The 22,194-nt window shown below is 66.3% G+C and carries 21 protein-coding genes and 1 tRNA gene; 1 reads left to right on the top strand and 21 read right to left on the bottom strand.

All coding sequences use genetic code 11. The features are described 5' to 3' along the window. Nucleotides 1–10: 10 nt before the first annotated feature. Genes QZW52_RS05760 through QZW52_RS05775 form a run of 4 tightly spaced genes read right to left on the bottom strand, consistent with a single transcriptional unit; the run spans nucleotide 11 to nucleotide 2,908 of the window. Nucleotides 11–754 (bottom strand): amino acid ABC transporter ATP-binding protein, encoded by a 744-nt coding sequence (locus tag QZW52_RS05760; RefSeq protein ID WP_293996271.1) that lies wholly within the window; start codon nucleotides 752–754, stop codon nucleotides 11–13. Nucleotides 755–767: 13 nt separating this feature from the next. Beyond that, nucleotides 768–1,418, bottom strand: coding sequence for an amino acid ABC transporter permease (locus tag QZW52_RS05765; RefSeq protein ID WP_293996231.1), 651 nt, complete (start codon nucleotides 1,416–1,418; stop codon nucleotides 768–770). 1 nt (nucleotide 1,419) lies between these two features. Next, complete coding sequence (locus tag QZW52_RS05770; protein ID WP_293996233.1) at nucleotides 1,420–2,112, bottom strand: amino acid ABC transporter permease; 693 nt, start codon at nucleotides 2,110–2,112, stop codon at nucleotides 1,420–1,422. Nucleotides 2,113–2,122: 10 nt separating this feature from the next. Then, nucleotides 2,123–2,908, bottom strand: a complete 786-nt coding sequence (locus QZW52_RS05775; protein ID WP_293996235.1) for a transporter substrate-binding domain-containing protein — start codon at nucleotides 2,906–2,908, stop codon at nucleotides 2,123–2,125. 185 nt (nucleotides 2,909–3,093) lie between these two features. On the opposite strand from QZW52_RS05775, the gene QZW52_RS05780 reads away from it, so the two are divergent. Next, nucleotides 3,094–3,840 (top strand): Crp/Fnr family transcriptional regulator, encoded by a 747-nt coding sequence (locus tag QZW52_RS05780; protein ID WP_293996237.1) that lies wholly within the window; start codon nucleotides 3,094–3,096, stop codon nucleotides 3,838–3,840. Between the two features lie 32 nt (nucleotides 3,841–3,872). Here QZW52_RS05780 and QZW52_RS05785 read toward each other — a convergent pair whose 3' ends face one another. From QZW52_RS05785 to QZW52_RS05865, 17 genes are all read right to left on the bottom strand, one after another. Beyond that, on the bottom strand, nucleotides 3,873–4,451 hold the full coding sequence (locus QZW52_RS05785) for a DUF3299 domain-containing protein (protein ID WP_293996239.1): 579 nt from the start codon (nucleotides 4,449–4,451) through the stop codon (nucleotides 3,873–3,875). An 11-nt stretch (nucleotides 4,452–4,462) separates the two neighbouring features. After that, nucleotides 4,463–5,758: an ABC transporter permease gene (locus QZW52_RS05790; protein ID WP_293996241.1), complete on the bottom strand. Its 1,296-nt coding sequence runs from the start codon at nucleotides 5,756–5,758 to the stop codon at nucleotides 4,463–4,465. Beyond that, on the bottom strand, nucleotides 5,755–6,477 hold the full coding sequence (locus QZW52_RS05795) for an ABC transporter ATP-binding protein (protein WP_293996243.1): 723 nt from the start codon (nucleotides 6,475–6,477) through the stop codon (nucleotides 5,755–5,757). The genes QZW52_RS05790 and QZW52_RS05795 overlap by 4 nt, the downstream gene beginning before the upstream one ends. Then, nucleotides 6,474–7,385, bottom strand: coding sequence for a metal ABC transporter substrate-binding protein (locus QZW52_RS05800; protein ID WP_293996245.1), 912 nt, complete (start codon nucleotides 7,383–7,385; stop codon nucleotides 6,474–6,476). Before QZW52_RS05800 ends, QZW52_RS05795 begins: the two co-directional genes overlap by 4 nt. Beyond that, nucleotides 7,382–8,269 (bottom strand): metal ABC transporter permease, encoded by an 888-nt coding sequence (locus QZW52_RS05805; protein ID WP_293996247.1) that lies wholly within the window; start codon nucleotides 8,267–8,269, stop codon nucleotides 7,382–7,384. The genes QZW52_RS05800 and QZW52_RS05805 overlap by 4 nt, the downstream gene beginning before the upstream one ends. Beyond that, nucleotides 8,266–8,946 carry a metal ABC transporter ATP-binding protein gene (locus tag QZW52_RS05810; protein ID WP_293996249.1) on the bottom strand — a complete coding sequence of 227 codons (681 nt, stop codon included), beginning with the start codon at nucleotides 8,944–8,946 and terminating at the stop codon, nucleotides 8,266–8,268. Before QZW52_RS05810 ends, QZW52_RS05805 begins: the two co-directional genes overlap by 4 nt. Nucleotides 8,947–9,028: 82 nt before the next feature. Then, nucleotides 9,029–9,475, bottom strand: coding sequence for a Fur family transcriptional regulator (locus tag QZW52_RS05815; protein ID WP_293996251.1), 447 nt, complete (start codon nucleotides 9,473–9,475; stop codon nucleotides 9,029–9,031). Nucleotides 9,476–9,609: 134 nt separating this feature from the next. Further along, a complete protein-coding gene (rpoC, locus tag QZW52_RS05820; protein WP_293996253.1) occupies nucleotides 9,610–13,827 on the bottom strand; it encodes a DNA-directed RNA polymerase subunit beta' in 4,218 nt (1,405 codons plus the stop codon). An 11-nt stretch (nucleotides 13,828–13,838) separates the two neighbouring features. Continuing rightward, nucleotides 13,839–17,966, bottom strand: a complete 4,128-nt coding sequence (gene rpoB / locus QZW52_RS05825) for a DNA-directed RNA polymerase subunit beta (RefSeq protein ID WP_293996255.1) — start codon at nucleotides 17,964–17,966, stop codon at nucleotides 13,839–13,841. A 331-nt stretch (nucleotides 17,967–18,297) separates the two neighbouring features. Then, the gene (rplL, locus tag QZW52_RS05830; RefSeq protein ID WP_293996257.1) at nucleotides 18,298–18,675 is read right to left on the bottom strand and encodes a 50S ribosomal protein L7/L12; all 378 of its coding nucleotides are present in this window, start codon (nucleotides 18,673–18,675) and stop codon (nucleotides 18,298–18,300) included. 52 nt (nucleotides 18,676–18,727) lie between these two features. Beyond that, nucleotides 18,728–19,270: a 50S ribosomal protein L10 gene (gene rplJ / locus QZW52_RS05835; RefSeq protein WP_293996259.1), complete on the bottom strand. Its 543-nt coding sequence runs from the start codon at nucleotides 19,268–19,270 to the stop codon at nucleotides 18,728–18,730. Between the two features lie 306 nt (nucleotides 19,271–19,576). Then, entirely contained in the window at nucleotides 19,577–20,293 is a 717-nt protein-coding gene (gene rplA / locus QZW52_RS05840) for a 50S ribosomal protein L1 (protein ID WP_293996261.1), read from the bottom strand. A 2-nt stretch (nucleotides 20,294–20,295) separates the two neighbouring features. After that, nucleotides 20,296–20,730: a 50S ribosomal protein L11 gene (rplK, locus tag QZW52_RS05845; protein WP_293996263.1), complete on the bottom strand. Its 435-nt coding sequence runs from the start codon at nucleotides 20,728–20,730 to the stop codon at nucleotides 20,296–20,298. A 104-nt stretch (nucleotides 20,731–20,834) separates the two neighbouring features. Beyond that, nucleotides 20,835–21,401 carry a transcription termination/antitermination protein NusG gene (nusG, locus tag QZW52_RS05850; RefSeq protein WP_293996265.1) on the bottom strand — a complete coding sequence of 189 codons (567 nt, stop codon included), beginning with the start codon at nucleotides 21,399–21,401 and terminating at the stop codon, nucleotides 20,835–20,837. Nucleotides 21,402–21,434: 33 nt separating this feature from the next. Further along, a complete protein-coding gene (gene secE / locus QZW52_RS05855; RefSeq protein ID WP_293996267.1) occupies nucleotides 21,435–21,818 on the bottom strand; it encodes a preprotein translocase subunit SecE in 384 nt (127 codons plus the stop codon). Nucleotides 21,819–21,967: 149 nt separating this feature from the next. Continuing rightward, nucleotides 21,968–22,043: transfer RNA gene (locus QZW52_RS05860), tRNA-Trp, on the bottom strand. 28 nt (nucleotides 22,044–22,071) lie between these two features. Beyond that, the coding region (locus tag QZW52_RS05865) for an EF-Tu C-terminal domain-related protein (protein WP_473964388.1) at nucleotides 22,072–22,194 on the bottom strand (123 nt) is incomplete at its 5' end.

The following is a 22,194-nucleotide window of genomic DNA, read 5'->3' on the forward strand; positions in this document are numbered from 1 at the left end:
GGGTGCAGCCTCAGTGCAACGCGGACAGGAACTGCTGCAGCTCCGGTGTCTGCGGCGCGCCGAACAGCGCCTCGGGCGTGCCCGCCTCGTGGATGCGCCCGGCGTGCATGAACACCACCCGGTCGGCCACCTTGCGGGCGAAGCCCATCTCGTGCGTGACCATCAGCAGCGTCATGCCCTCGTCGGCCAGCCCCTCGACCACGCGCAGCACCTCGCCCACCAGCTCCGGGTCGAGCGCCGAGGTGATCTCGTCGCACAGCAGCACCTTCGGCTGCATCGCCAGCGCCCGCGCGATCGCCACCCGCTGCTGCTGCCCGCCCGAGAGCTGGTCCGGCCAGGCGTCGAACTTGTCGGCCAGCCCGACGCGCTGCAGCAGGTCACGCGCCTGCGCCTCACCCGCCGATGCATCGCGGGCCTGCACCAGCGACGGCGCCAGCATCACGTTGCGGCCGACGGTGAGGTGCGGGAACAGGTTGAAGCTCTGGAAGACCATGCCGACCTGCTGGCGCAGCCGGCGCATCGCCTCGGCGTTGCCGTGCTGCAGCGGTGCGCCCTGCACGGTCAGCGTGCCAGCCTGGAAGGCTTCGAGTCCGTTGATGCAGCGCAGCAGCGTGCTCTTGCCCGAGCCGCTGCGGCCGATCAGCGCGATGACCTCGCCCGGCGCCACGTCGAGGTCGATGCCCTTGAGCACCTCGTGGCGGTCATAGTATTTGTGCAGGCCGCGCAGGCGCACCAGCGTGGACGGGTCGGCCAACGCCGCAGGGTTCTCAGTGGGCACGTTGCAGTTTCCTCTCCAGCGCCCGGCTCCACAGCGACAGCGGGAAGCACAGCGCAAAGTACATCAACGCCACGCAGGCGTACACGGTGAAGGGACGGAAGGTGGCGTTGGTGATCATCGAGCCGGCCTTGGTCAGCTCGACGAAGCCGATGACCGAGGCCAGCGCCGTGCCCTTGATGACCTGCACCGCAAACCCCACCGTCGGCGCGATCGCCAGCCGCAGCGCCTGCGGGCCGATGACGTGGCGCAGCTTCTCGCCCAGGCTCAGCGCCAGGCTGTCGGCCGCTTCCCACTGACCGCGCGGGATGGCCATGAAACAGCCGCGCCAGATCTCGCACAGGAAGGCACTCGCGTACAGCGTCAGCGCCACGCTGGCCGCGCCCCACGCCGACACGTTCCAGCCCAGCAGCGCCAGCCCGAAGTACGCCAGGAACAACTGCATCAGCAGCGGCGTGCCCTGGAAAAGCTGCACGTAGCCCGACACGAACGCCGCCGCCCCCGGCCAGCGCGCCAGCCGCGCCAGCAGCAGCAGGCCGCCCACCAGCGCCCCGCCCACAAAGGCCACCAGCGACAGCCCCACCGTCCAGCGCGCCGCCAGCAGCAGGTTGCGCAGGATGTCCCACAAGGAAAAATCGACCAACTCAGTGCCCCCCGCCCGACCAGCCCAGCGACGCGACCCGGCCGAACACCCAGCGCGGCCCCAGCCAGTGCAGCGTCTGGCGCAGCGCGATCGACAGCAGCAGATAGGCGGCGGTGGCCAGGATCGTGGCCTCGAAAGCGCGGAAGTTGCGGCTGTGGATGAGGTTGGCGTAATAGCTCAGCTCGGCGGTGGCGATCTGGCCGCAGACCGCCGAGCCGAGCATCACGATGACGATCTGGCTCACCAGCGCCGGCCAGACCCGCCCCAGCGCGGGCGGCAACACCACGCGGGTGAAGACCTGCCAGTCGGTCATCGCCAGGCTGCGGGCGGCCTCGATCTGGCCCCGCGGCACACTCTCCAGCCCCGAGCGCACGATCTCGCCCGCATAGGCCCCCAGGTTGATCACCATCGCCAGCACCGACGCCACCTCCGGCGACAGCCGCACCCCCAGCCCCGGCAGCCCGAAGTACAGAAAAAAGAGCTGCACGATGAACGGCGTGTTGCGGATCAGCTCCACATAGCCCCCCGCCACGGCGCGCAGGAGCGGGCGGCCATGCAGACGCGCCCAGGCACAGGCAACGCCCAGCGCCGCCCCCAGCACGGCGGCCACCACGGTCAGCCCGATCGTCATCCCCACGCCGCGCAGCAGCAGCGGCCACTCCACCAGCACGGCACCGAAATCGAGCGTGACCATGGCCCGCGCCTCACTGCGGCAGATCGCCCGCCGGCCGACCCAGCCAGCGCACGGCCATCTTGTCGAGGTCGCCCGAGGCCTTGGCCTGCGCCAGGATCTCGTTGACCTTCAGCCGCAGCTTGTCCTCGCCCTTGGCCACGCCGATGAAGTTGGGCGAGTCCTTGAGCACGAACTTGAACTCGGTGCCCAGTTGCGGGTTGCGCACCATCAGGTTGCCGGCCACCGAGGCGCCGGTGGCGATCACCTGCACCTGGCCCGAGACGAAGGCCGAGACGGTGGCGTTGTTGTCCTCGAAGCGCTTGATGTCGGCGCTGGCGGGGGCGATCTTGGTGAGTTCCATGTCCTCGATCGCGCCACGGGTCACGGCCACGCTCTTGCCGGCCAGATCGGCGGCGGACTTGATCGCCACGCCCTTGGCCGCGAACACCGCCTGGAAGAACGGCGAGTAGGCGGCGGTGAAGTCGATCACCTTCTCGCGCTCGGCGTTCTTGCCCAGCGTCGAGATGACGAGATCGGCCTTCTTGGTCTGCAGGTAGGGGATGCGGTTGGCGCTGGTCACGGGCACCAGCTCGGCCTTCACGCCGAGCTTGGCGGCGATGTAGTTCGCCATGTCGATGTCCAGGCCCTGCGGCTTCAGGTCGGTGCTGACGAAGCCGTAGGGCGGAAAGTCGGTCGGGATGGCAATATTGATCTGCTTGCGGGCGGTGATGTCGTCCAGCGCCGACTGGGCGTTCGACACGGCGGGGGCCAGGGCAGCGAGCAACCAGGACAAGGCGAGGATGTGGCGTCGGAACATGGGGGCGTCTCCAGCGGTGTATGCAAAACAAAACCAAAACAAGCGTGTTGCAAATTGCACGCCACCCTGTTCCACCGCCTCCGCGCACCGCACCTGTGCGCCCCGCACGCGTCAGCCCTGCACGGGTCCGGACACGCCATACTCCACCCCGTGTCCGAACGTTCCTGATCCGAGACCGCCCGCCCATGGTCCAGCCCATCCCGCTCTACCCCCAGCACGCAGCACCCGGTCCCTACAACCCGCAAGCCCAGGTCTGCGCGAGCTGCGGGGTGCGCCAGTTCGCGCTGTTCGGCGCGCTCGACGAGGCGGCGCTGGCCCAGATCCACTACCGCATCGCCGACCTGACGCTCGAACCCGGCCAGCGGCTCTACGCCGCGCAGGACAGCGGCAACGCGGTGTTCACCGTGCGCAGCGGCGTGCTGCGGCTGGAGCGCACCAGCGAGGCCGGCGAGCGCCGCATCCTCCGGCTGGCCGGGCGCACCGACCTGCTCGGGCTGGAGTCGATCCTGCACCAGACCTATGCGGCCGACGCGGTGGCGTGTACCGAGGTGCAGGTCTGCCGGATTCCGCGGGCGCTGATCGACGAACTCTCCGCCACTCACCCGGAAATCACCCTGGACCTGATGAAACGCTGGCAGCGGGCGCTCGACGACGCCGACGAGTGGCTGACCGAACTCGCCCGCGGCCCGGCGCGCCACCGGATGCTGCGGCTGCTGCTCAAGCTCAGCGAGTTCGGCGAGGCGCAGGGGCGGATCTGGATGCCGACGCGCCAGGAAATGGGCGCGATGCTGGACATGACCTTCGAGACCGCCAGCCGGCTGGTGTCGGCGCTGCGGCGCGAGGGGGTGCTGCATGCCGTCGATGCGCGCCATGCGCGGCTGGACATGGACGTGCTGATGCAGGCGCTCAAGGACGACAGCGCGGGGCGTTGAACACCTCGCCGCCCGCCCGCCCTCACTTCACTTCACTTCGTCGCAGGCGGCAACGGCGGCTCCACGTACTTCTCCACCACCGCACCGTCGATCGTGTAGCCGCTGACCCCCATGTCGGTGTCGCCGCGCTCGGTGCGCATCGTGCCCGTGACCCAGACAGTGTCCATGCTGCGCAGCCCCTTGGCGGGGATTGCCGCCTTCACGCGCACGATCTGGTTGGCCGGCGGCGGCGGCGAGTGGACGCAGGCGCCGAAGTACGGCACGACCAGGAACTCCTTCCACTCGCCGCTCTGGCCTTCGAGCGGGACGAGGTAGCCGGGGAGCTTGACCTTCTGGCCGGCGAGTTCGGGCCGGGTCGGCGCGTTGTCCCAGACCTCGCGGACCTCGCGCATCAGCGCGGAGGTCTTGGGATCGCCATCCTGCAGCCGGTTGAGGTCGCCTTTGCTCTTGAGCGTCTTGGTCGGATCCCAGCCGGGCGGGACCAGTTCTTCCCACTTGATCTCGCGGACACCGCCCGGCTTCACGGCCTTGGTGGGTGTCGCGGCCTGGACCAGCAGCGGTGCCGCCAGCAGGACGCCCAGGAGCAGACGGCGGTTCAGCGCATTCGACATGGTGCGGTTCCTCAAATCCTCGGAGACAGCCCGTCGGCCAGCGACAGGCGATACGCACGATAGCCCGGAACGAGGCTCGCCAGCCAGCCCCCCATCAGCAAGCCGCAAAGGAGCAGCCACTCCCCTGGCCCCGGCCAGCCGAGCCGCAGCGACACCCCCCAGTGCAACCCGGCCCAGTCACCCAGCGCCGCGATCAGCCCGTAGCAGACCACCGCACCGAGCACCACGCCGCAGCCCGTCACCAGCGCGCCCTCCACCGCCAGCAGCCCCAGCATCTGCCACGGCCCCGCGCCCACCGAGCGCAGGATCGCCAGTTCACGCCGGCGTTCGTTCAAGCCGGCCAGGATCACCGCCACCAGCCCCGCCAGACTCACCACCGACACCAGCACGCTCACCGCCAGCAGCGCCCGCTCGCCCGCGCCGACCACCGTCCACAGCTCGTCCAGCGCCACGCCGGGCAGCACGGCCATCAGCGCCTCGTCGCCGTACCCCGCCACCCAGCGTTGCACCGAAAACACCGCGGCGCGGTTCTTCAAGCCGACCAGCGCGGCGGTGACGCTGCGGGGCGTGAGGTCATGGTCATGGGGGTCGTGGTCGTGGTCATGCTCCTGCGCCGGGGCGCCCTGGGCGTGCGGCATCCGCATCCCGGCCACCCAGTCCCCATGCACCGACTCGACCCCGCCCAGCGGGATGTGGACCGAGCGATCGACCGGCGTGCCCGTGGGCTGCAGCACGCCGACCACGGTGAAGGGATCGTCGGTGTGGTCGTTGTCGGCGAAGGCGCCGTCACCGTGGCTCAGCACCAGCCGCTGCCCGAGCGTGAGGCCCAGCCGCCGCGCCACCTCGGCGCCGACCACCGCGTCGTGGACCTGCACGGCGGCGTCCGTGAACGCCCTGCCCTGCGCCAGCGCCAGCGACTGCTGTTCGCCGTGGCGGAAGTGGACAAAGTAGTCCGCCGTGGTGCCGACCACCGGGAAGCCCCGGTGCGTGTCACCCAGCGAAATCGGCACGACCCAGGCCACCTGCCGCTGTTGCGCCAGCGCCTGCACGCTGTCCCAGCGGATGTTCTGCGTGCCGCCACCGAGGTGGAAGACGGCGTACAGCAGCAACTGCACGGACCCCGTGCGCGGCCCGACGATCAGGTCCGTCCCGGAAACGGCCTGTGCAAAGTTGTGCCGCACGTCCTGCCGCACCCGCTCGATGCCCAGCAGCAAGAAGGTGGACAGCGCGATCGACGCCACCACCAGCCCGAGCACGAAGCGCCGGTTCCACGCACTGCGGGCGGCCAGGGACAACAGCGCGTTCATGCGGCACTCCCGGTGTGGGGTTTCACGTCCGGGCCGTGGCCTAGGTCCAAGTGCCGCTCGAAATGCACCGCCAGCCGCGCATCGTGGCTGACCAGCACCAGTGCGCTGCCCGCGGCGCGGCACGCGCCCAGCAGCAGCGCCATGAAGCGGTCGCGCAGGGCTTCGTCGAGCGCGGAGGTCGGCTCGTCGGCGATGACCAGCGCCGGCTGGCCGATCAGCGCACGGGCACAGGCCACGCGCTGCTGCTGGCCGACGGAGAGCTGCGCGGCGGGGCGGGTCCACAGCGCCGGGTCCAGATCGAGCCGCTCCAGCAGCCGCTCGGCCTCGCCCGCCGGGCTGTGCGCCGCCCGCCGCCGCGAGAAGCGGCACGGCAGGCGCACGTTGTCCAGCACCGAGAGGTAGGGCAACAGGTTGAACTGCTGGAAGACGTAGCCGACGTGGTCCGCCCGCCGCCGGTCGCGCTGCGCGGCGGACAGCCCGCGCCAGTCCTGCCCCAGCAAGGCCACCTCGCCCCGATCGGCGACCAGCACCCCCGCCAGCAGCGACAGCAGCGTGCTCTTGCCGCAGCCGCTCGGGCCGCGCAGGAACAGCGATTCCCCGGCAACCAGCGCCAGCCGCGGCAAGTCCACCGCCTCGGCCGCCGCGCCCGGCCAGCGGTAGCCGAGCGCGTTCACCTGCAACAGGTTATGGGCGGTCGCGGTGTTCGGCTGCATGTTCATCGGGGCACGCCCTTCAGTCCGGCCAGCAGCGTTTGCGCGTTGTGGCGGAACAGCTTGAGGTAGGTGTCGGCCGCCGTGCCAGGGGCCGACAGCGCGTCGGAATACAGCGTGCCGCCGACGACAGCGCCCGACTCCTTGGCGATGCGCTGCATCAGGCGCGGGTCGGCGATGTTCTCGGCGAACAGCGCCGCCGCCCGCTGCTGGCGGAGCTGGCGGATGAGCCGCGCCACGTCGGCGGCGGACGGCTCGCTGTCGGTGCTCCAGCGTTGGGCGGCCAGGAATTCGATGCCGTAGGCCGCGGCGAAATAACCGAACGCATCGTGCGTGCTGACCACGCGGCGGCGGTCGGCGGGCAGCGCGGCGAAGTCGGCGCGGGTCTGGCGGTCGAGGGCGTCGAGCTGGGCGGTGTAGTCGGCGGCGCGGCGCCGCAGGGCCTCGGCTTGCGCGGGGCGGGCCTGCACCAGCGCGTCGCGGATGCGGGCGACGTAGTGGCGGGCGCTGGCGAGGTCTTGCCAGGCGTGGGGATCGGTGTCGCTGCCGAGGCGACGCGGGGTCAGGCCGTCGCTGCAGACCAGCACCGGCCCCTTGAACCCGGCGGTCTGCACCAGCCGCGTCAGCCAGCCTTCGTAATGCAGGCCGTTGACGACCACGAGGTCGGCTTGCGCGACGCGCTTCACGTCGGCGGGGGCGGGCTGGAAGACGTGGGCGTCGGCGTCGCGGCCGACCAGGGCGTGGACCTCGACCGCCGGGCCGCCGACGTTGGCGACCAGATCGGCCAGGATCGAGAAGCTGGCGACCACGCGCAACGGGCGGGTGCTGCTGTCCTGTGTCTGTGCCCATGCCAGCGGCCACGCCACCGCGGCGAGCCCCCCGACCAGACCGACCAGACCGTGTCGGCGCGTCGTCATGGCGTGGCCCGGCGCCGCAGCAAGCCATCCTGTCGCCCGAACAGCAGCGACACAGCGTAGAACCCACCCGCCACCAGCACGATCGCCGGCCCCGACGGCAACTCGGCATGGAACGACAGCAGCAGCCCGACCCAGCCCGACACCACCGCGATCACCGCCGCCAGCAGCGCGAGGTGCCCCAGGTCACGCACCCAGAAGCGCGCCGCGATGGCCGGCACCATCATCAGACCGACCGCCATCAGCGTGCCCATCGCCTGGAAGCCGCCGACGAGGTTCGCCACCGTCAGCACCAGCAGCACGTTGTGGCTCAGCGCACCGGGGCCACCCACCGAGCGCAGAAAGACCGCGTCGAAGCTCTCGACCACCAGCGGCCGGTACAGCAGTGCCAGCGCCAGCAGCGTCACGCTGGCGATGGCAGCGACCAGGATCAGCGCCGCGTCGTCCACCGCCAGCACGCTGCCGAACAGGACGTGGATCAGGTCGATGCTGCTGCCGTGGGTGGAGATGAGCAGCACGCCCAGCGCCAGCGCGATCAGGTAGAAAGCAGCAAAACTGGCGTCCTCGCGCTGGCCGGTGCGCCGCGTCACGGCGCCTGCGCCAAGGGCCACCAGCAGCGCCGCGATGAAGCCCCCAAGGCTCATCGCCGTGAGCGACAGCCCGGCCATCAGGTAGCCAACCGCCGCGCCGGGCAACAGCGCATGCGCCATCGCGTCGCCCACCAGACTCATCCGGCGCAGCACCAGCAGGCAGCCCAGCGGCGCCGCCCCCATCGCCAGCGCGACCACGGCCACCAGCGCCCGGCGCATGAAGCCGAATTCGACAAAGGGCTGGAACATCCCCTGGAACAGCAGGGCCGACCAGTCCCCCGGACCCGGCAGCGTCATGCGGTGGCCTCGTCGGCCGACAGCACCGCGTCGGTCGCCCCCCAGCCCAGCACCCGCTGCGACAGCCGCACGGTCTGGTCGAAGTGCGCCCGCACCTGCGCCATGTCGTGCAGCACGGCGACGATGCTGCGGCCCTGGGCGTGCCAGTGGTGGATGAGCGCCAGCAGGTCGGCGGTGGTGGCTTCGTCGATGGCGTTGAACGGCTCGTCGAGCAGGATCAGGTCGGCGTTCTGCAGCATCAGCCGGGCGAACAGCACCCGCTGGAACTGCCCCGCCGACAGGTCGGAGATGGCGCGGCGCTCACACCCCGCCAGCCCCACCGCCACCAGCGCCTCGGCCACCTCGCGGCGCAGGCCGCCACCGAGCGCCTTCCACAGGCCGATGCGCGACCACGCGCCCAGCGCCACCACGTCGCCGACGCGGATGGGGAAGCTGCGGTCGATGCGCGCACTCTGCGGCAGGTAGGCGACGGTCACGCCGGCGGCGCGGGTGAGGCGGCCTTGCTGCGGGGTGATCTGTCCCGCCAGCGTGTCGAGCAGCGTGCTCTTGCCAGCGCCGTTCGGGCCGACGATGGCCGTCATCGCACCACGCCGAATCACGCCGCTGACGCCTTCCAGCGCCCAGCGTTCCCCGCGCCGCACCCCCACGCCGTCGAGCGTCAACACCGCCGCGCTCATGCCGACAACCCCCAGCCCACCGCCAGCCACAGCAGCGCCACCAGCGCCAGCGCCCCCGCACACCGCACCGCCGCGCTCGCCATCAACATGCGGCACTCCCTGTGGCCGGGGCACTGCCGCAGTCGGCGCACAGGCCGTGCAGCGTCAGGTCATGGCGCTGGACCTGGAAACCGGGCGGCGCAAGTTCGGACATCGTGCCGGGACAGGCGTGGATGGGGAACACGCGGTCGCACTGGGTGCAGTGGAAATGGTGGTGGTGGTGGTCCTGCTCGCCGTGCGTGCCCACGCCGTGGTGGTGTTGCTCGCAGGCGGCCTCGTAGCGCGCCGACTGCCCTGGCAGATCCACCCGTGTCACCACGCCCAGCTCCTGCAGCGCGTTGAGCTGCCGGTAGACGGTGGAGAGGTTCAGCGTGGCGACCTGCTGCTGCGCCAGCTCGCACAGTTCGACCGGCGTCAGCGCGCGGGCGCTGCCTTGCAGGGCTTGCAGGAGCGCGTCGCGCTGGCGGGTCTGGCGTTCACGGGGTTCCATGCCCACATGCTAATGCAAAAGCATTTGCAACAGTGTCCGGGCGTAAAAAACCCCGAGGTGGACAAGCCAGCTCGGGGTGTTCGGGGTGGAAACCGCACACCAGCAGCGCCAGTGCGAGGTCATCCCGTCAAGCGTCAGCCCTGCACATCGACGCCAGAAGCGGCATCGGCATCGACCGCCGCCAGTGCTTCCTGCGCTTCCTGCATCGCGATGGCGCGGCGCTCGGTGTCGTCCATCGACTCCTTGGCCTTGCGCGCCTGGTGGAAGGCCAGACCCGTGCCAGCCGGGATCAGGCGACCCACGATGACGTTTTCCTTCAGGCCACGCAGCTCGTCGCGCTTGCCCATGATGGCCGCTTCGGTCAGCACGCGGGTGGTTTCCTGGAAGGACGCCGCGGAGATGAACGAGTCGGTGGACAGCGATGCCTTGGTGATGCCCAGCAGCACGTCCAGATACGTCGCCGGCAGCTTGCCTTCGCGTTGCAGGCGCTCGTTCGTGTTGAACAGCTCCGAACGCTCGACCTGCTCGCCGACGATGTACGTGGAGTCACCCGAGTTGGCGATCTGCACACGACGCAGCATCTGGCGAACGATCACCTCGATGTGCTTGTCGTTGATCTTCACGCCCTGCAGCCGGTACACGTCCTGCACTTCGTCGACGATGTAGCGCGCCAGCTCCTCGACGCCCAGCAGGCGCAGGATGTCCTGCGGATCGGCCGGGCCGTCCACGATCGACTCGCCCTTGTTGACCACCTGGCCTTCGTGGACCAGGATGTTCTTTTCCTTGGGCACGAGTTCCTCGGACACACGGCCTTCCGGGTCGGTGATCTGCAGGCGCACCTTGCCCTTGGTCTCCTTGCCGAACGACACCGTGCCGGTCATCTCGGCCAGCGTGCCCTTGTCCTTGGGCGTGCGGGCTTCGAACAGCTCGGCCACCCGCGGCAGACCGCCGGTGATGTCGCGTGTCTTCTGGCCTTCGACCGGGATGCGGGCCAGCACCTCGCCGGGCATCACGTCCTGGCCGTCGCGGACCTGGATCAGACAGCCGATGGGGAAGCCGATCGTCACCGAGTGGTCGGTGCCGGGGATCTTCACTTCCTGGCCGGCGAAGTCCAGCAGCTTGACCTGCGGACGCACGACCTTGATGGAGCCGCGGCGCTTCGGGTCGATGACCACCAGCGTCGACAGGCCCGTCACTTCGTCCACCTGCTTGGCCACGGTGACGCCTTCTTCGACGTTCTCGAAGCGCATCTTGCCGGCGAACTCGGTGATGATCGGGCGCGTCAGCGGATCCCAGTTGCCCAGGATCGTGCCGGCCTTGATCTGCTGGTCGGCCTTGATGTTCAAGGTCGCGCCATACGGCACCTTGTGGCGCTCGCGCTCGCGGCCGTGCGGGTCGGAGATGATGATTTCGCCGGAACGCGAGATCACCACCAGCTCGCCCTTGGCGTTGGTCACGTAGCGCATCGTGCTGTTGAAGCCGATGCGGCCTTCGGACTTGGCCTCGACGCTCGACGCAATGGCCGCACGCGACGCGGCACCACCGATGTGGAAGGTCCGCATCGTGAGCTGCGTGCCCGGCTCGCCGATCGACTGCGCGGCGATCACGCCGATCGCTTCGCCGATGTTGATCAGGCCGCCGCGGCCGAGGTCGCGGCCGTAGCACTTGGCGCAGATGCCGAAGCGCGTGCCGCAGGTCAGCGCGGTGCGGACCTTGACTTCGTCGGCGCCCACGGATTCGAGCACGTCGAGGAGATCCTCGTCGAGCATCTTGCCGCGGGTGACCAGCACTTCCTGGGTCTCGGGGTGCAGCACGTCGATCGCGGTGACGCGGCCGAGGATGCGGTCACGCAAGCTTTCGATGACTTCGCCGCCTTCGACCAGGGCACGCATCGCCATGCCGTTGTCGGTGCCGCAATCGTCCTCGATGACCACCAGATCCTGCGTCACGTCCACCAGACGGCGCGTGAGGTAGCCCGAGTTCGCGGTCTTCAGCGCCGTGTCCGCCAGGCCCTTGCGGGCGCCGTGGGTGGAGATGAAGTACTGCAGAACGTTCAGACCCTCGCGGAAATTCGCGGTGATCGGCGTCTCGATGATCGAGCCGTCCGGCTTGGCCATCAGGCCGCGCATGCCGGCGAGCTGTCGGATCTGGGCGGCGGAACCCCGTGCGCCCGAGTCGGCCATCATGTAGATGGAGTTGAACGACTCCTGATCGACTTCCTTGCCGTGGCGGTCGATGGTCTTCTGCTTGGAGAGCTGGGCCATCATGACCTTGCCCACCTCGTCACCCGTCTTGCCCCAGATGTCCACGACCTTGTTGTAGCGTTCGCCGGAGGTCACCAGGCCCGAGACGTACTGCTGCTCGATTTCCTTGACTTCCTTTTCGGCGCGCTCCAGCAGCTTGACCTTCTCCTTCGGCACCAGCATGTCGTCGATGGCGATCGAGATGCCGGCGCGCGTGGCGAGCCGGAAACCGGCCTGCAGCAGCTTGTCGGCGAACACGACCGTCGCCTTCAGACCGCACTTGCGGAACGAGGTGTTGATCAGCTTCGAGATTTCCTTCTTCTTGAGCGCCTTGTTCAGGTTGGTGAACGGCAGGCCCTTCGGCAGGATCTCGGACAGCAGGCCGCGACCGACGGTGGTTTCCACCAGCTTGGTCTCGGGCACCCAGGGGGCGTCGGCCGAGGCGCGGCTGTACTCGGTCAGGCGCACATTGATCTTGGCGGTGATCTCGACCACACCGTTGTCCAGCGCGCGCTGGAGTTCGATGGTGTCGGAGAAGATCATGCCTTCGCCCTTGGCATTGATGCGGTCGCGGGTCGCGTAGTACAGACCCAGCACCACGTCCTGCGACGGCACGATCGACGGCTCGCCCGAGGCCGGGAACAGCACGTTGTTGGAGGCCAGCATCAGCGTGCGGGCTTCCATCTGCGCTTCGATCGACAGCGGGATGTGGACGGCCATCTGGTCGCCGTCGAAGTCGGCGTTGAAGGCCGAGCAGACGAGCGGGTGGAGCTGGATCGCCTTGCCTTCGATCAGCACCGGCTCAAAGGCTTGAATGCCCAGGCGGTGCAGCGTCGGCGCACGGTTCAGCATGATCGGGTGTTCCTTGATGACTTCTTCAAGGATGTCCCACACCACCGGCGTGCCCGATTCCACTTCCTTCTTGGCCTGCTTGATCGTGGACGCAATGCCCATCGCCTCCAAGCGCGAGAAGATGAACGGCTTGAACAGCTCCAGCGCCATCAGCTTGGGCAGGCCGCACTGGTGCAGCTTGAGCGTCGGGCCCACCACGATGACCGAACGGCCCGAGTAGTCCACCCGCTTGCCCAGCAGATTCTGGCGGAAGCGACCCGACTTGCCCTTGATCATGTCGGCCAGCGACTTGAGCGCGCGCTTGTTCGCACCCGTCATCGCCTTGCCGCGGCGGCCGTTGTCCAGCAGCGAGTCGACGGCTTCCTGCAGCATGCGCTTTTCGTTGCGCACGATGATTTCAGGGGCCTTCAGCTCCAGCAGACGCGCCAGGCGGTTGTTGCGGTTGATGACGCGGCGGTACAGGTCGTTCAGGTCGGAGGTCGCGAAACGACCGCCGTCCAGCGGCACCAGCGGACGCAGGTCCGGCGGCAGCACCGGCAGCACCTGCATGATCATCCAGTGCGGCTTGATGCCCGACTTCTTGAAGGCTTCCATCACCTTGAGGCGCTTGGAGTTCTTCTTGACCTTCAGCTCGGAGCCGGTCATGTCGCCGCGCAGCTTCTCGATCTCGACGTCGAGATCCATCTCTTCGAGCAGCTGCTTGATGCCTTCGGCGCCCATCAGCGCGGTGAACTCGTCACCGTATTCGCGCTTCTTGGTGTCGTAGTCGTCCTCGGACATGATGCTGAACTTCTTCAGCGGGGTCATGCCCGAATCCACCACCACATAGGCTTCGAAGTACAGCACGCGCTCGATGTCGCGCAGTGTCATGTCGAGCACCATGCCCAGACGCGACGGCAGCGACTTCAGGAACCAGATGTGCGCACACGGGGCCGCCAGGTCGATGTGGCCCATGCGGTCACGGCGGACCTTGGTCTGCGTCACTTCGACGCCGCACTTCTCGCAGATCACGCCGCGGTGCTTCAGGCGCTTGTACTTGCCGCACAGGCACTCGTAGTCCTTGATGGGACCGAAGATCTTGGCGCAGAACAGGCCGTCGCGTTCCGGCTTGAAGGTGCGGTAGTTGATCGTCTCGGGCTTCTTCACCTCGCCGAACGACCACGAGCGGATCTTTTCCGGGCTGGCCAGCCCGATCTTGATCGCGTCGAAGTGTTCATCCGGGGTGAACTGCTTGAAAAGGTCGAGTAATCCCTTCATGCATCTTCTCCTTAGTTGCGCTCAAGCTCGATGTCGATACCGAGCGAGCGAATTTCCTTGACCAGCACGTTGAACGATTCCGGCATGCCGGCTTCGATCGAATGCTCACCCTTGACGATGCTCTCGTAGACCTTGGTGCGGCCGTTCACGTCGTCGGACTTGACCGTCAGCATTTCCTGCAGCACGTAAGCCGCGCCGTAGGCTTCCAGCGCCCAGACTTCCATTTCGCCGAAACGCTGGCCGCCGAACTGCGCCTTGCCGCCCAGCGGCTGCTGGGTGACGAGCGAGTACGGACCGGTCGAACGGGCGTGCATCTTGTCGTCCACCAGGTGGTGCAGCTTCAGGACGTGCATGTAGCCGATGGTGGTCGGACGCTCGAACTGGTCGCCGGTGCGGCCGTCGTACAGGTAAGCCTGCGTGCGGGTCGGGGTCAGGCCCTTCTTCGCCGCGATGTCGTCCGGGTACGCGAGCTTGAGCATCGCGCGGATCTCGGATTCCTTCGCCCCGTCGAACACCGGCGTCGCGAATGGCACGCCGTTGGTCAGGTTGCGGGCCATCTCGACGACTTCGTCATCGGTCAGTTCCTCGATCTGCTCCGGACGGCCGCCGGAGTGGTTGTACAGCTCATCGAAGAACTTGCGCAGCTCGGCCACGCGGGCCTCTTGCTGCAGCATGTCGCCGATGCGCTGGCCAATGCCCTTGCCGGCCCAGCCCAGGTGGACTTCCAGCACCTGACCCACGTTCATCCGCGACGGCACGCCGAGCGGGTTGAGCACGATGTCGGCGGGGGTACCGTCGGCCATGTAGGGCATGTCTTCGATCGGGACGATCTTGGACACGACACCCTTGTTGCCGTGGCGGCCGGCCATCTTGTCACCCGGCTGCAGGCGGCGCTTGACGGCCAGGTACACCTTGACCATCTTCAGCACGCCAGCGGGCAGCTCGTCGCCCTGCGTGAGCTTCTTGCGCTTCTCTTCGAACATCAGGTCGAAGCTGTGGCGCGTCTGCTCCAGCGAGTTCTTGATCGATTCGAGCTGGTTGGCCGCTTCGTCTTCCGCCGGGCGGATGTCGAACCAGTGGTACTTCTCGACCTCGGTCAGGTAGGCCTTGTCGATGACCGTGCCCTTGGCGATCTTGCGCGGACCACCGTTGGCGACCTTGCCGGTCAGCAGCTTCTCGATCCGGTCGAAGGCGTCGGCCTCGACGATGCGGAGCTGGTCGTTCAGGTCCAGGCGGAAACGCTTCAGCTCGTCGTCGATGATCTGCTGGGCGCGCTTGTCGCGCTGGATGCCTTCGCGGGTGAAGACCTGCACGTCGATGACGGTGCCCATCGTGCCCTGGTCCACGCGCAGCGAGGTGTCCTTCACGTCGGACGCCTTCTCGCCGAAGATCGCGCGCAGCAGCTTCTCTTCCGGCGTCAGCGTGGTCTCGCCCTTCGGCGTGACCTTGCCGACCAGCACGTCGCCCGGGTTCACTTCGGCGCCCACGTAGACGATGCCGGACTCGTCCAGACGCGACAGTTGCGCCTCGGACAGGTTCGGGATGTCGCGGGTGATGTCCTCAGGCCCGAGCTTCGTGTCACGCGCCATGACCACCAGTTCCTCGATGTGGATCGAGGTGTAGCGGTCTTCGGCCACCACGCGTTCGGAGATCAGGATCGAATCTTCGAAGTTGTAGCCGTTCCACGGCATGAACGCGACCAGCATGTTCTGACCCAGGGCGAGTTCGCCCAGGTCGGTCGATGCACCGTCCGCGATCACGTCGCCACAGCCGACCAGATGGCCGCGGCTGACGATGGGACGCTGGTGGATGTTGGTGTTCTGGTTCGAGCGGTGGTACTTGATCAGGTTGTAGATGTCGACGCCGACTTCACCGGCCACCGTTTCCGCGTCGTTCACGCGGATCACGATGCGGTTGGTGTCCACGTAGTCCACGATGCCGCCACGGCGTGCCGTCACGACGGTGCCCGAGTCCACCGCCGCCACACGCTCGACGCCCGTGCCGACCAGCGCCTTTTCAGGACGCAGGGTCGGCACAGCCTGACGCTGCATGTTGGCGCCCATCAGTGCGCGGTTCGCGTCGTCGTGCTCCAGGAAAGGCACGAGCGAAGCGGCGACCGACACGATCTGCGTCGGGGCCACGTCCATGTACTGGATGCGCTCCGGACCGGTCAGGACCGAGTCACCCTTTTCACGGGCCGAGACCAGCTCGTCGGACAGGCGGTTGTTCTCGTCGAGCGAGGCGTTGGCCTGCGCGATGATGTACTTGCCTTCCTCGATGGCCGACAGGTAGTCGATCTGCAGGGAGGCGATGCCGTCCTTGACGCGCCGGTACGGCGTTTCCAGGAAGCCGTACTCGTTCAGCCGTGCGAACAGGGCCAGCGAGTTGATCAGGCCGATGTTCGGGCCTTCCGGCGTCTCGATCGGGCAGACACGGCCGTAGTGCGTCGGATGCACGTCGCGGACTTCGAAGCCGGCGCGCTCGCGGGTCAGACCGCCCGGGCCCAGGGCGGAGACACGGCGCTTGTGCGTGATCTCCGACAGGGGGTTGGTCTGGTCCATGAACTGCGAGAGCTGCGACGCCCCGAAGAACTCCTTGAGCGCCGCGGAAATCGGCTTGGAGTTGATCAGGTCGTGCGGCATCAGGGCTTCGGTCTCGGCCTGGCCGAGGCGTTCCTTGACGGCCTTCTCGATCCGGGCGAGGCCCGAGCGGTACTGGTTTTCGGCCAGTTCGCCCACGCAGCGCACGCGGCGGTTGCCGAGGTGGTCGATGTCGTCCACTTCGCCATTGCCGTTGCGCAGGTCCACGAGGATCTTGACCACGTCAAGGATGTCCTCGTTGGTCAGCGTCATCGGACCTTCGGAGCCATCGCGGCCCACGCGGGCGTTGAACTTCATGCGACCCACGCGCGACAGGTCGTAGGTGTCACCGCTGTAGAACAGGCGGTGGAACAACGCTTCGACCGCGTCTTCCGTCGGCGGCTCGCCGGGACGCATCATGCGGTAGATGGCGACACGGGCAGCGAGCTGGTCCGCGGTTTCATCGGCCGCCAGGGTCTGGCTGATGAAGGCGCCCTGGTTCAGCTCGTTGGTGAACAGGCACTGCACGTCGCGGATGCCGGCCGAGCGCAGCTTCTTCAGCAGCGTTTCGGTGACTTCCTCGTTCGCCTTCGCCACGATCTCGCCGGTGTCGGCATCGACCATGTTGCGGGCGATGACACGGCCCACCAGGAAGTCTTCCGGCACGCTGATGAACTGCGTCTCGGACGCGGTGATCTGGCGCAGGTGCTTCGCGGTGATCCGCTTGTCCTTCTCGACGACGACGACACCGTTCTTGTCGGTGATGTCGAAGCGGGCGATTTCACCCTTCAGACGATCCGCCACGAATTCGAGCTGCGCGCCCGAGTCCATCAGGCGGAAATTGTCGAAGTCGAAGAAGTGCGCGAGGATCTGCTCGGGGTTCAGGCCGATGGCCTTGAGCAGGATCGTGACCGGCATCTTGCGGCGGCGGTCCACGCGGAAGAACAGGATGTCCTTCGGGTCGAACTCGTAGTCGAGCCACGAGCCACGGTACGGAATGATCCGCGCCGAGAACAGCAGCTTGCCGGACGAGTGGGTCTTGCCCTTGTCGTGCTCGAAGAACACGCCGGGCGAACGGTGGAGCTGCGACACGATGACGCGCTCCGTGCCGTTGACGATGAACGAGCCGTAGTCCGTCATGAGCGGTACTTCGCCCATGTAGACCTCTTGCTCCTTGATCTCCTTGACCACCTTCGACTGGTTGGTCGAGTTCTCGCGGTCGTAGATGATCATCTGCAAGCGCGCCCGCACGGCGGCAGCGAACGTGAGACCACGCTGCTGACACTCGCGCACGTCGAACGGCGGCTTGGCAATGTTGAATTCGAGGAACTTCATCTCCACGAACCCGTTGTGCGAAACAATCGGGAACGCCGAGAGGAACGCGGCTTGCAAACCTTCTGGTTTGCGTTTCAGCGGGGGGACATCCTTTTGCAGGAAAGCGACGTAGCTGTCCTTCTGCATGGTGAGCAGATAGGGAACGTTCAGCACGCTCGCGCGCTTGCCGAAGCTCTTGCGGATTCGCTTGCGCTCGGTGTAGCTATAGGGGGTTGCTTGCGCCATCAATCACTCCGTGTCGAAGTCCGCCGCCAGGCCAAGGCAGCAGTTCATTCGGCCGAAAATCGGGACGACTGGCACCAGGCCTTGCGCCTGAAGCTTGGTGGCTGGCCACTACCAGCCGCTGGCGGACAACCAGGGCATTGCACCCTGGTCCGACCAAACCGGTTCTCTGCAGTCGGTTCAGAGAACACTTGAAAAAGCCTTCCAGAATACCCCGGACGGCTTTTTCAGGTGATCTCTAAGGATTAACCCGCAATCCCAAGAGAAGCACAAAAAGGCTGGCCCTGTCGGACCAGCCTGCTGTGATTCAGATGCGCTTGTGGCGCACGCTGAATTACTTGACTTCGGCTTGGGCGCCAGCGTCGACCAGCTTCTTGACAGCGGCGTCTGCGTCGGCCTTGGGGATGGCTTCCTTGACGTTCTTCGGGGCGCCGTCCACCAGGTCCTTGGCTTCCTTCAGGCCGAGGCCCGTCAGTTCGCGCACGGCCTTGATGACCTGCACCTTTTGAGCGCCGGCTGCGAGCAGCACGACGTTGAATTCGGTCTTCTCTTCAACGACCGCAGCAGCAGCAGCACCACCGCCGCCACCGGCGACCGCCATGGCGGCAGCCGACACGCCAAACTTGACTTCAACCGCCTTGACCAGGGTGTTGAGTTCCAGAACGGTCATGCCGTCCAGGTCGGACAGGAATTTTTCTTGATCGAATGCCATTTGGGGCTCCTAAATACAGTGAATTCGAGAAAACAGGTCGTGTGACCAGGGATCAGGCGGCGGGCGCTTCTTCAGCAGCCGCGGCTTCAGCGACAGGCGCTTCGGCGACGACATCACGCTGCTTGGCCACTTCGGCCAGCACACGGGCCAGACCGGACATCGGGCTTTGCAGCAGGCCCAGCAGTTGCGCCAGCAGGACTTCCTTGCTGGGCACGTTGGCCAGCGCCTTGACGCCTTCGACGTCCAGCACCTTGCCACCGTAGGCACCGCCCTTGATGACCAGCTTGTCGTTCGTCTTGGCGAAGTCGGAAACGACCTTCGCGGCTGCCACGGCATCTTCAGAGAAGCCATAGATCAGCGGTCCGACGAACAGGCTCTCGGCGACCTCAAACGGCGTTCCGGCAACAGCGCGGCGGGCCAGGGTGTTCTTCAGCACGTGAAGATACACACCCTTTTCGCGCGCGGTCTTGCGCAGAGCATCCAGATGAGCGACGGTGAGGCCACGGTACTCGGCCACGGTCAAGGTCTGTGATTTCGCCGCCTGGGCGATCACTTCCTCGACAACGGCTGCTTTCTCGTTGCGATTGAGACTCAAGGTCCACTCCTTAAAACATGCCCGTCGCGCTTGCACGCTCAGGGCACACCGGGTTCAGCGACCTTGCCGTTCAGGAGCCCGTGTCACCACGGGGTCAACCTTTGCGGCGGGTACGCCATCTGCGCTGGCCGGTTCTGGCCGGATCGGAATCCGGACCTCGCCAATTAAGAGCCACCCGCACCGGAGTTCCGGGGAGCGTCTCGCCAGCGGTCTTCGATGACCTGAGCGGCTTGCACCGTTCAGCCCACCAAATGCTTGCGGAGTGCCTGCGCCAGACTCGCGCAGGCTCCGGATCTTGCGATCAGATCAGTTCTGGCTGGTGCCCATGCCGGCGGTGACGCTGGCGATGTCCACGCGGACGCCCACGCCCATCGTCGACGAGACGGCAACCTTGCGCAGGTAAACGCCCTTGCTCGATGCCGGCTTGGCCTTGTTCAGCGCGTCCAGCAGCGCTTGCAGGTTGCCCTTGAGCTTGCCGTCTTCGAACGAGCGGCGACCGATGGTGCCGTGGATGATGCCGCCCTTGTCGACGCGGAACTGGACCTGACCGGCCTTGGCGTTGCGCACGGCGGTGGCCACGTCAGCGGTCACGGTGCCGACCTTCGGGTTAGGCATCAGGCCGCGCGGGCCGAGGATCTGGCCCAGTTGACCGACCACGCGCATCGCGTCCGGCGAGGCGATCACCACGTCGAAGTTGATGTTGCCAGCCCGGACTTCAGCCGCCAGGTCGTCCATGCCGACCACGTCCGCGCCAGCAGCACGGGCTTCGTCAGCCTTGGCGCCTTGCGTGAACACGGCGACGCGCTTGACCTTGCCGGTGCCGTTGGGCATCACGACGGCGCCACGCACCACTTGGTCCGACTTCTTGGCATCCACACCAAGCTGCACGGCCACGTCGATGGATTCATCGAACTTGGCAGTCGCGCAAGCCTTCAGCAGGCCCAGTGCATCGTCGATCGGGTACAGCTTGGTCGTCTCGATCTTGCCCTGCAACGCTTTTTCGCGCTTCGTCAGCTTTGCCATGGTCAGACCCCTTCCACGTTGATGCCCATCGAACGGGCCGAGCCCGCGATGGTCTTGACAGCGGCGTCCAGATTGGCAGCCGTCAGATCCTTGACCTTGATCTTGGCGATCTCTTCCAGTTGGGCACGGTTCAGCTTGCCGACCTTGTCAAGATGCGGACGGGCCGAGCCACGTTCGATCTTGGCAGCCTTCTTCAGGAGGGCCGTGGCCGGCGGGCTCTTGATGATGAAGGTGAACGACTTGTCGGCGAAGGCGGTGATGACCACCGGCAGCTTCATGCCGATTTCGAAGCCCTGCTGCGTCTGTGCGTTGAACGCCTTGCAGAACTCCATGATGTTCAGACCGCGCTGACCGAGAGCGGGGCCGATCGGGGGCGAAGGATTGGCCTTGCCTGCCGGAACTTGCAGCTTGATGAAGCCGACGATTTTCTTTGCCATGATGGCTCCTCGAGTTCAAGCGCCCGCCACTGAAGCAGGCTCCTCGTCATGTGAGATACGCGGGTACACCATGCACCCGCCACCCGATCCGCCGCCGTGAAGCGTCAGACTTTCTCGACTTGGTGAAAGTCGAGTTCCACTGGTGTCGCACGACCAAAGATCGTGACGGACACCCGCATCTTGTTCTTGTCGTAATTGACGTCTTCGATGGCACCGTTGAAATCGGTGAACGGACCATCCTTGACCCGAACGACTTCACCGACTACCCATTCCACCTTCGGACGGGGCTTCTCGGTACCTTCCTGCATCTGGGTCACGATCTTCATGACCTCGTCCTCGGAGATCGGCGAAGGACGGTTTTTGGCACCACCAACGAAGCCGGTGACTTTGCTGGTGTTCTTGACCAAGTGCCAGGACTCGTCGTCCATGACCATCTCGACCAGCACATAACCCGGAAAGAAACGGCGCTCAGTGACCGATTTCTTGCCATTTTTCATCTCGACCACTTCTTCGGTCGGTACCAAGATGCGGCCAAACTTGGCCTGCATGCCCGAACGATCGATGCGCTCACGCAGATTGCGCTCCACGGCTTTTTCCATGCCCGAATACGCATGGACAACATACCAGCGCATGGCCACAGCAGCAGGAGAAGTGGACTGGATATCGCTCATCTTGAACCCTTGTTGTACAGCGTCACACCGCGATCAGCGTTTCCAGCCGAGGATCAGGTCATACAACACCCACTCCAGGGTCTTGTCGGTCATCCACAGGAACAGGGCCATGACCACGACAAAGGCGAAGACATAGCCCGTCATCTGGCCCGCTTCCTTGCGGGTCGGCCAGACAACTTTGTAAAACTCTTTCACCGACTCGCGACCGTAGGCGATCAGCGCCTTGCCGGATTCAGAAGCAAAGAACACGGCAACAGCACCACCCAGCAGCAGCAGCAAGGCCGCCCACTGGGCATAAGACCCTTGCGCCGAGAGCAGATAGAACGCCACCAACCCCCCAAGCAGCAGCAAACCCGAAGCAATGAGCCGGGTCTTGTCAGCGTTGGTGGAAACAGTTTCGACTTGGGGAGCGTTCATCACATTCACTTGGTTCAGGGGTGGACAGACCACAACCATCGGGCCAAAAACCACCAAGACCCATGAGCAGGAAAGCCCGCCAGGGCGCTATACGTCCTGCGGGCTGCCGATCAGGCAACAAATCTTGATCGCTTGTCAGCGATTAGATTTGGCAGGGGCAGAGGGAATCGAACCCCCAACCTTCGGTTTTGGAGACCGACGCTCTGCCAATTGAGCTATGCCCCTGCGGCCTGATTGATGCGTTTGGCGAAGCTCAGGCGATGATCTTGCCGACGACGCCGGCGCCGACGGTGCGACCGCCTTCACGGATGGCGAAGCGCAGACCTTCTTCCATGGCGATCGGGGCGATCAGCTTGACCGTGATCGACACGTTGTC

It is taken from the genome of Sphaerotilus sp., assembly GCF_013299175.1.
Classification (GTDB): Bacteria; Pseudomonadota; Gammaproteobacteria; order Burkholderiales; family Burkholderiaceae_C; genus Sphaerotilus.

Coding starts and splice junctions, on each gene's coding strand:
- QZW52_RS05770 (WP_293996233.1), bottom strand. CDS start 2,112: ATGGTCACGCTCGATTTCGGTGCCGTGCTGGTGGAGTGGCCGCTGCTG.
- QZW52_RS05775 (WP_293996235.1), bottom strand. CDS start 2,908: ATGTTCCGACGCCACATCCTCGCCTTGTCCTGGTTGCTCGCTGCCCTG.
- QZW52_RS05780 (WP_293996237.1), top strand. CDS start 3,094: ATGGTCCAGCCCATCCCGCTCTACCCCCAGCACGCAGCACCCGGTCCC.
- QZW52_RS05785 (WP_293996239.1), bottom strand. CDS start 4,451: ATGTCGAATGCGCTGAACCGCCGTCTGCTCCTGGGCGTCCTGCTGGCG.
- QZW52_RS05790 (WP_293996241.1), bottom strand. CDS start 5,758: ATGAACGCGCTGTTGTCCCTGGCCGCCCGCAGTGCGTGGAACCGGCGC.
- QZW52_RS05795 (WP_293996243.1), bottom strand. CDS start 6,477: ATGAACATGCAGCCGAACACCGCGACCGCCCATAACCTGTTGCAGGTG.
- QZW52_RS05800 (WP_293996245.1), bottom strand. CDS start 7,385: ATGACGACGCGCCGACACGGTCTGGTCGGTCTGGTCGGGGGGCTCGCC.
- QZW52_RS05805 (WP_293996247.1), bottom strand. CDS start 8,269: ATGACGCTGCCGGGTCCGGGGGACTGGTCGGCCCTGCTGTTCCAGGGG.
- QZW52_RS05810 (WP_293996249.1), bottom strand. CDS start 8,946: ATGAGCGCGGCGGTGTTGACGCTCGACGGCGTGGGGGTGCGGCGCGGG.
- QZW52_RS05815 (WP_293996251.1), bottom strand. CDS start 9,475: ATGGAACCCCGTGAACGCCAGACCCGCCAGCGCGACGCGCTCCTGCAA.
- rpoC (WP_293996253.1), bottom strand. CDS start 13,827: ATGAAGGGATTACTCGACCTTTTCAAGCAGTTCACCCCGGATGAACAC.
- rpoB (WP_293996255.1), bottom strand. CDS start 17,966: ATGGCGCAAGCAACCCCCTATAGCTACACCGAGCGCAAGCGAATCCGC.
- rplL (WP_293996257.1), bottom strand. CDS start 18,675: ATGGCATTCGATCAAGAAAAATTCCTGTCCGACCTGGACGGCATGACC.
- rplA (WP_293996261.1), bottom strand. CDS start 20,293: ATGGCAAAGCTGACGAAGCGCGAAAAAGCGTTGCAGGGCAAGATCGAG.
- rplK (WP_293996263.1), bottom strand. CDS start 20,730: ATGGCAAAGAAAATCGTCGGCTTCATCAAGCTGCAAGTTCCGGCAGGC.
- nusG (WP_293996265.1), bottom strand. CDS start 21,401: ATGAGCGATATCCAGTCCACTTCTCCTGCTGCTGTGGCCATGCGCTGG.
- secE (WP_293996267.1), bottom strand. CDS start 21,818: ATGAACGCTCCCCAAGTCGAAACTGTTTCCACCAACGCTGACAAGACC.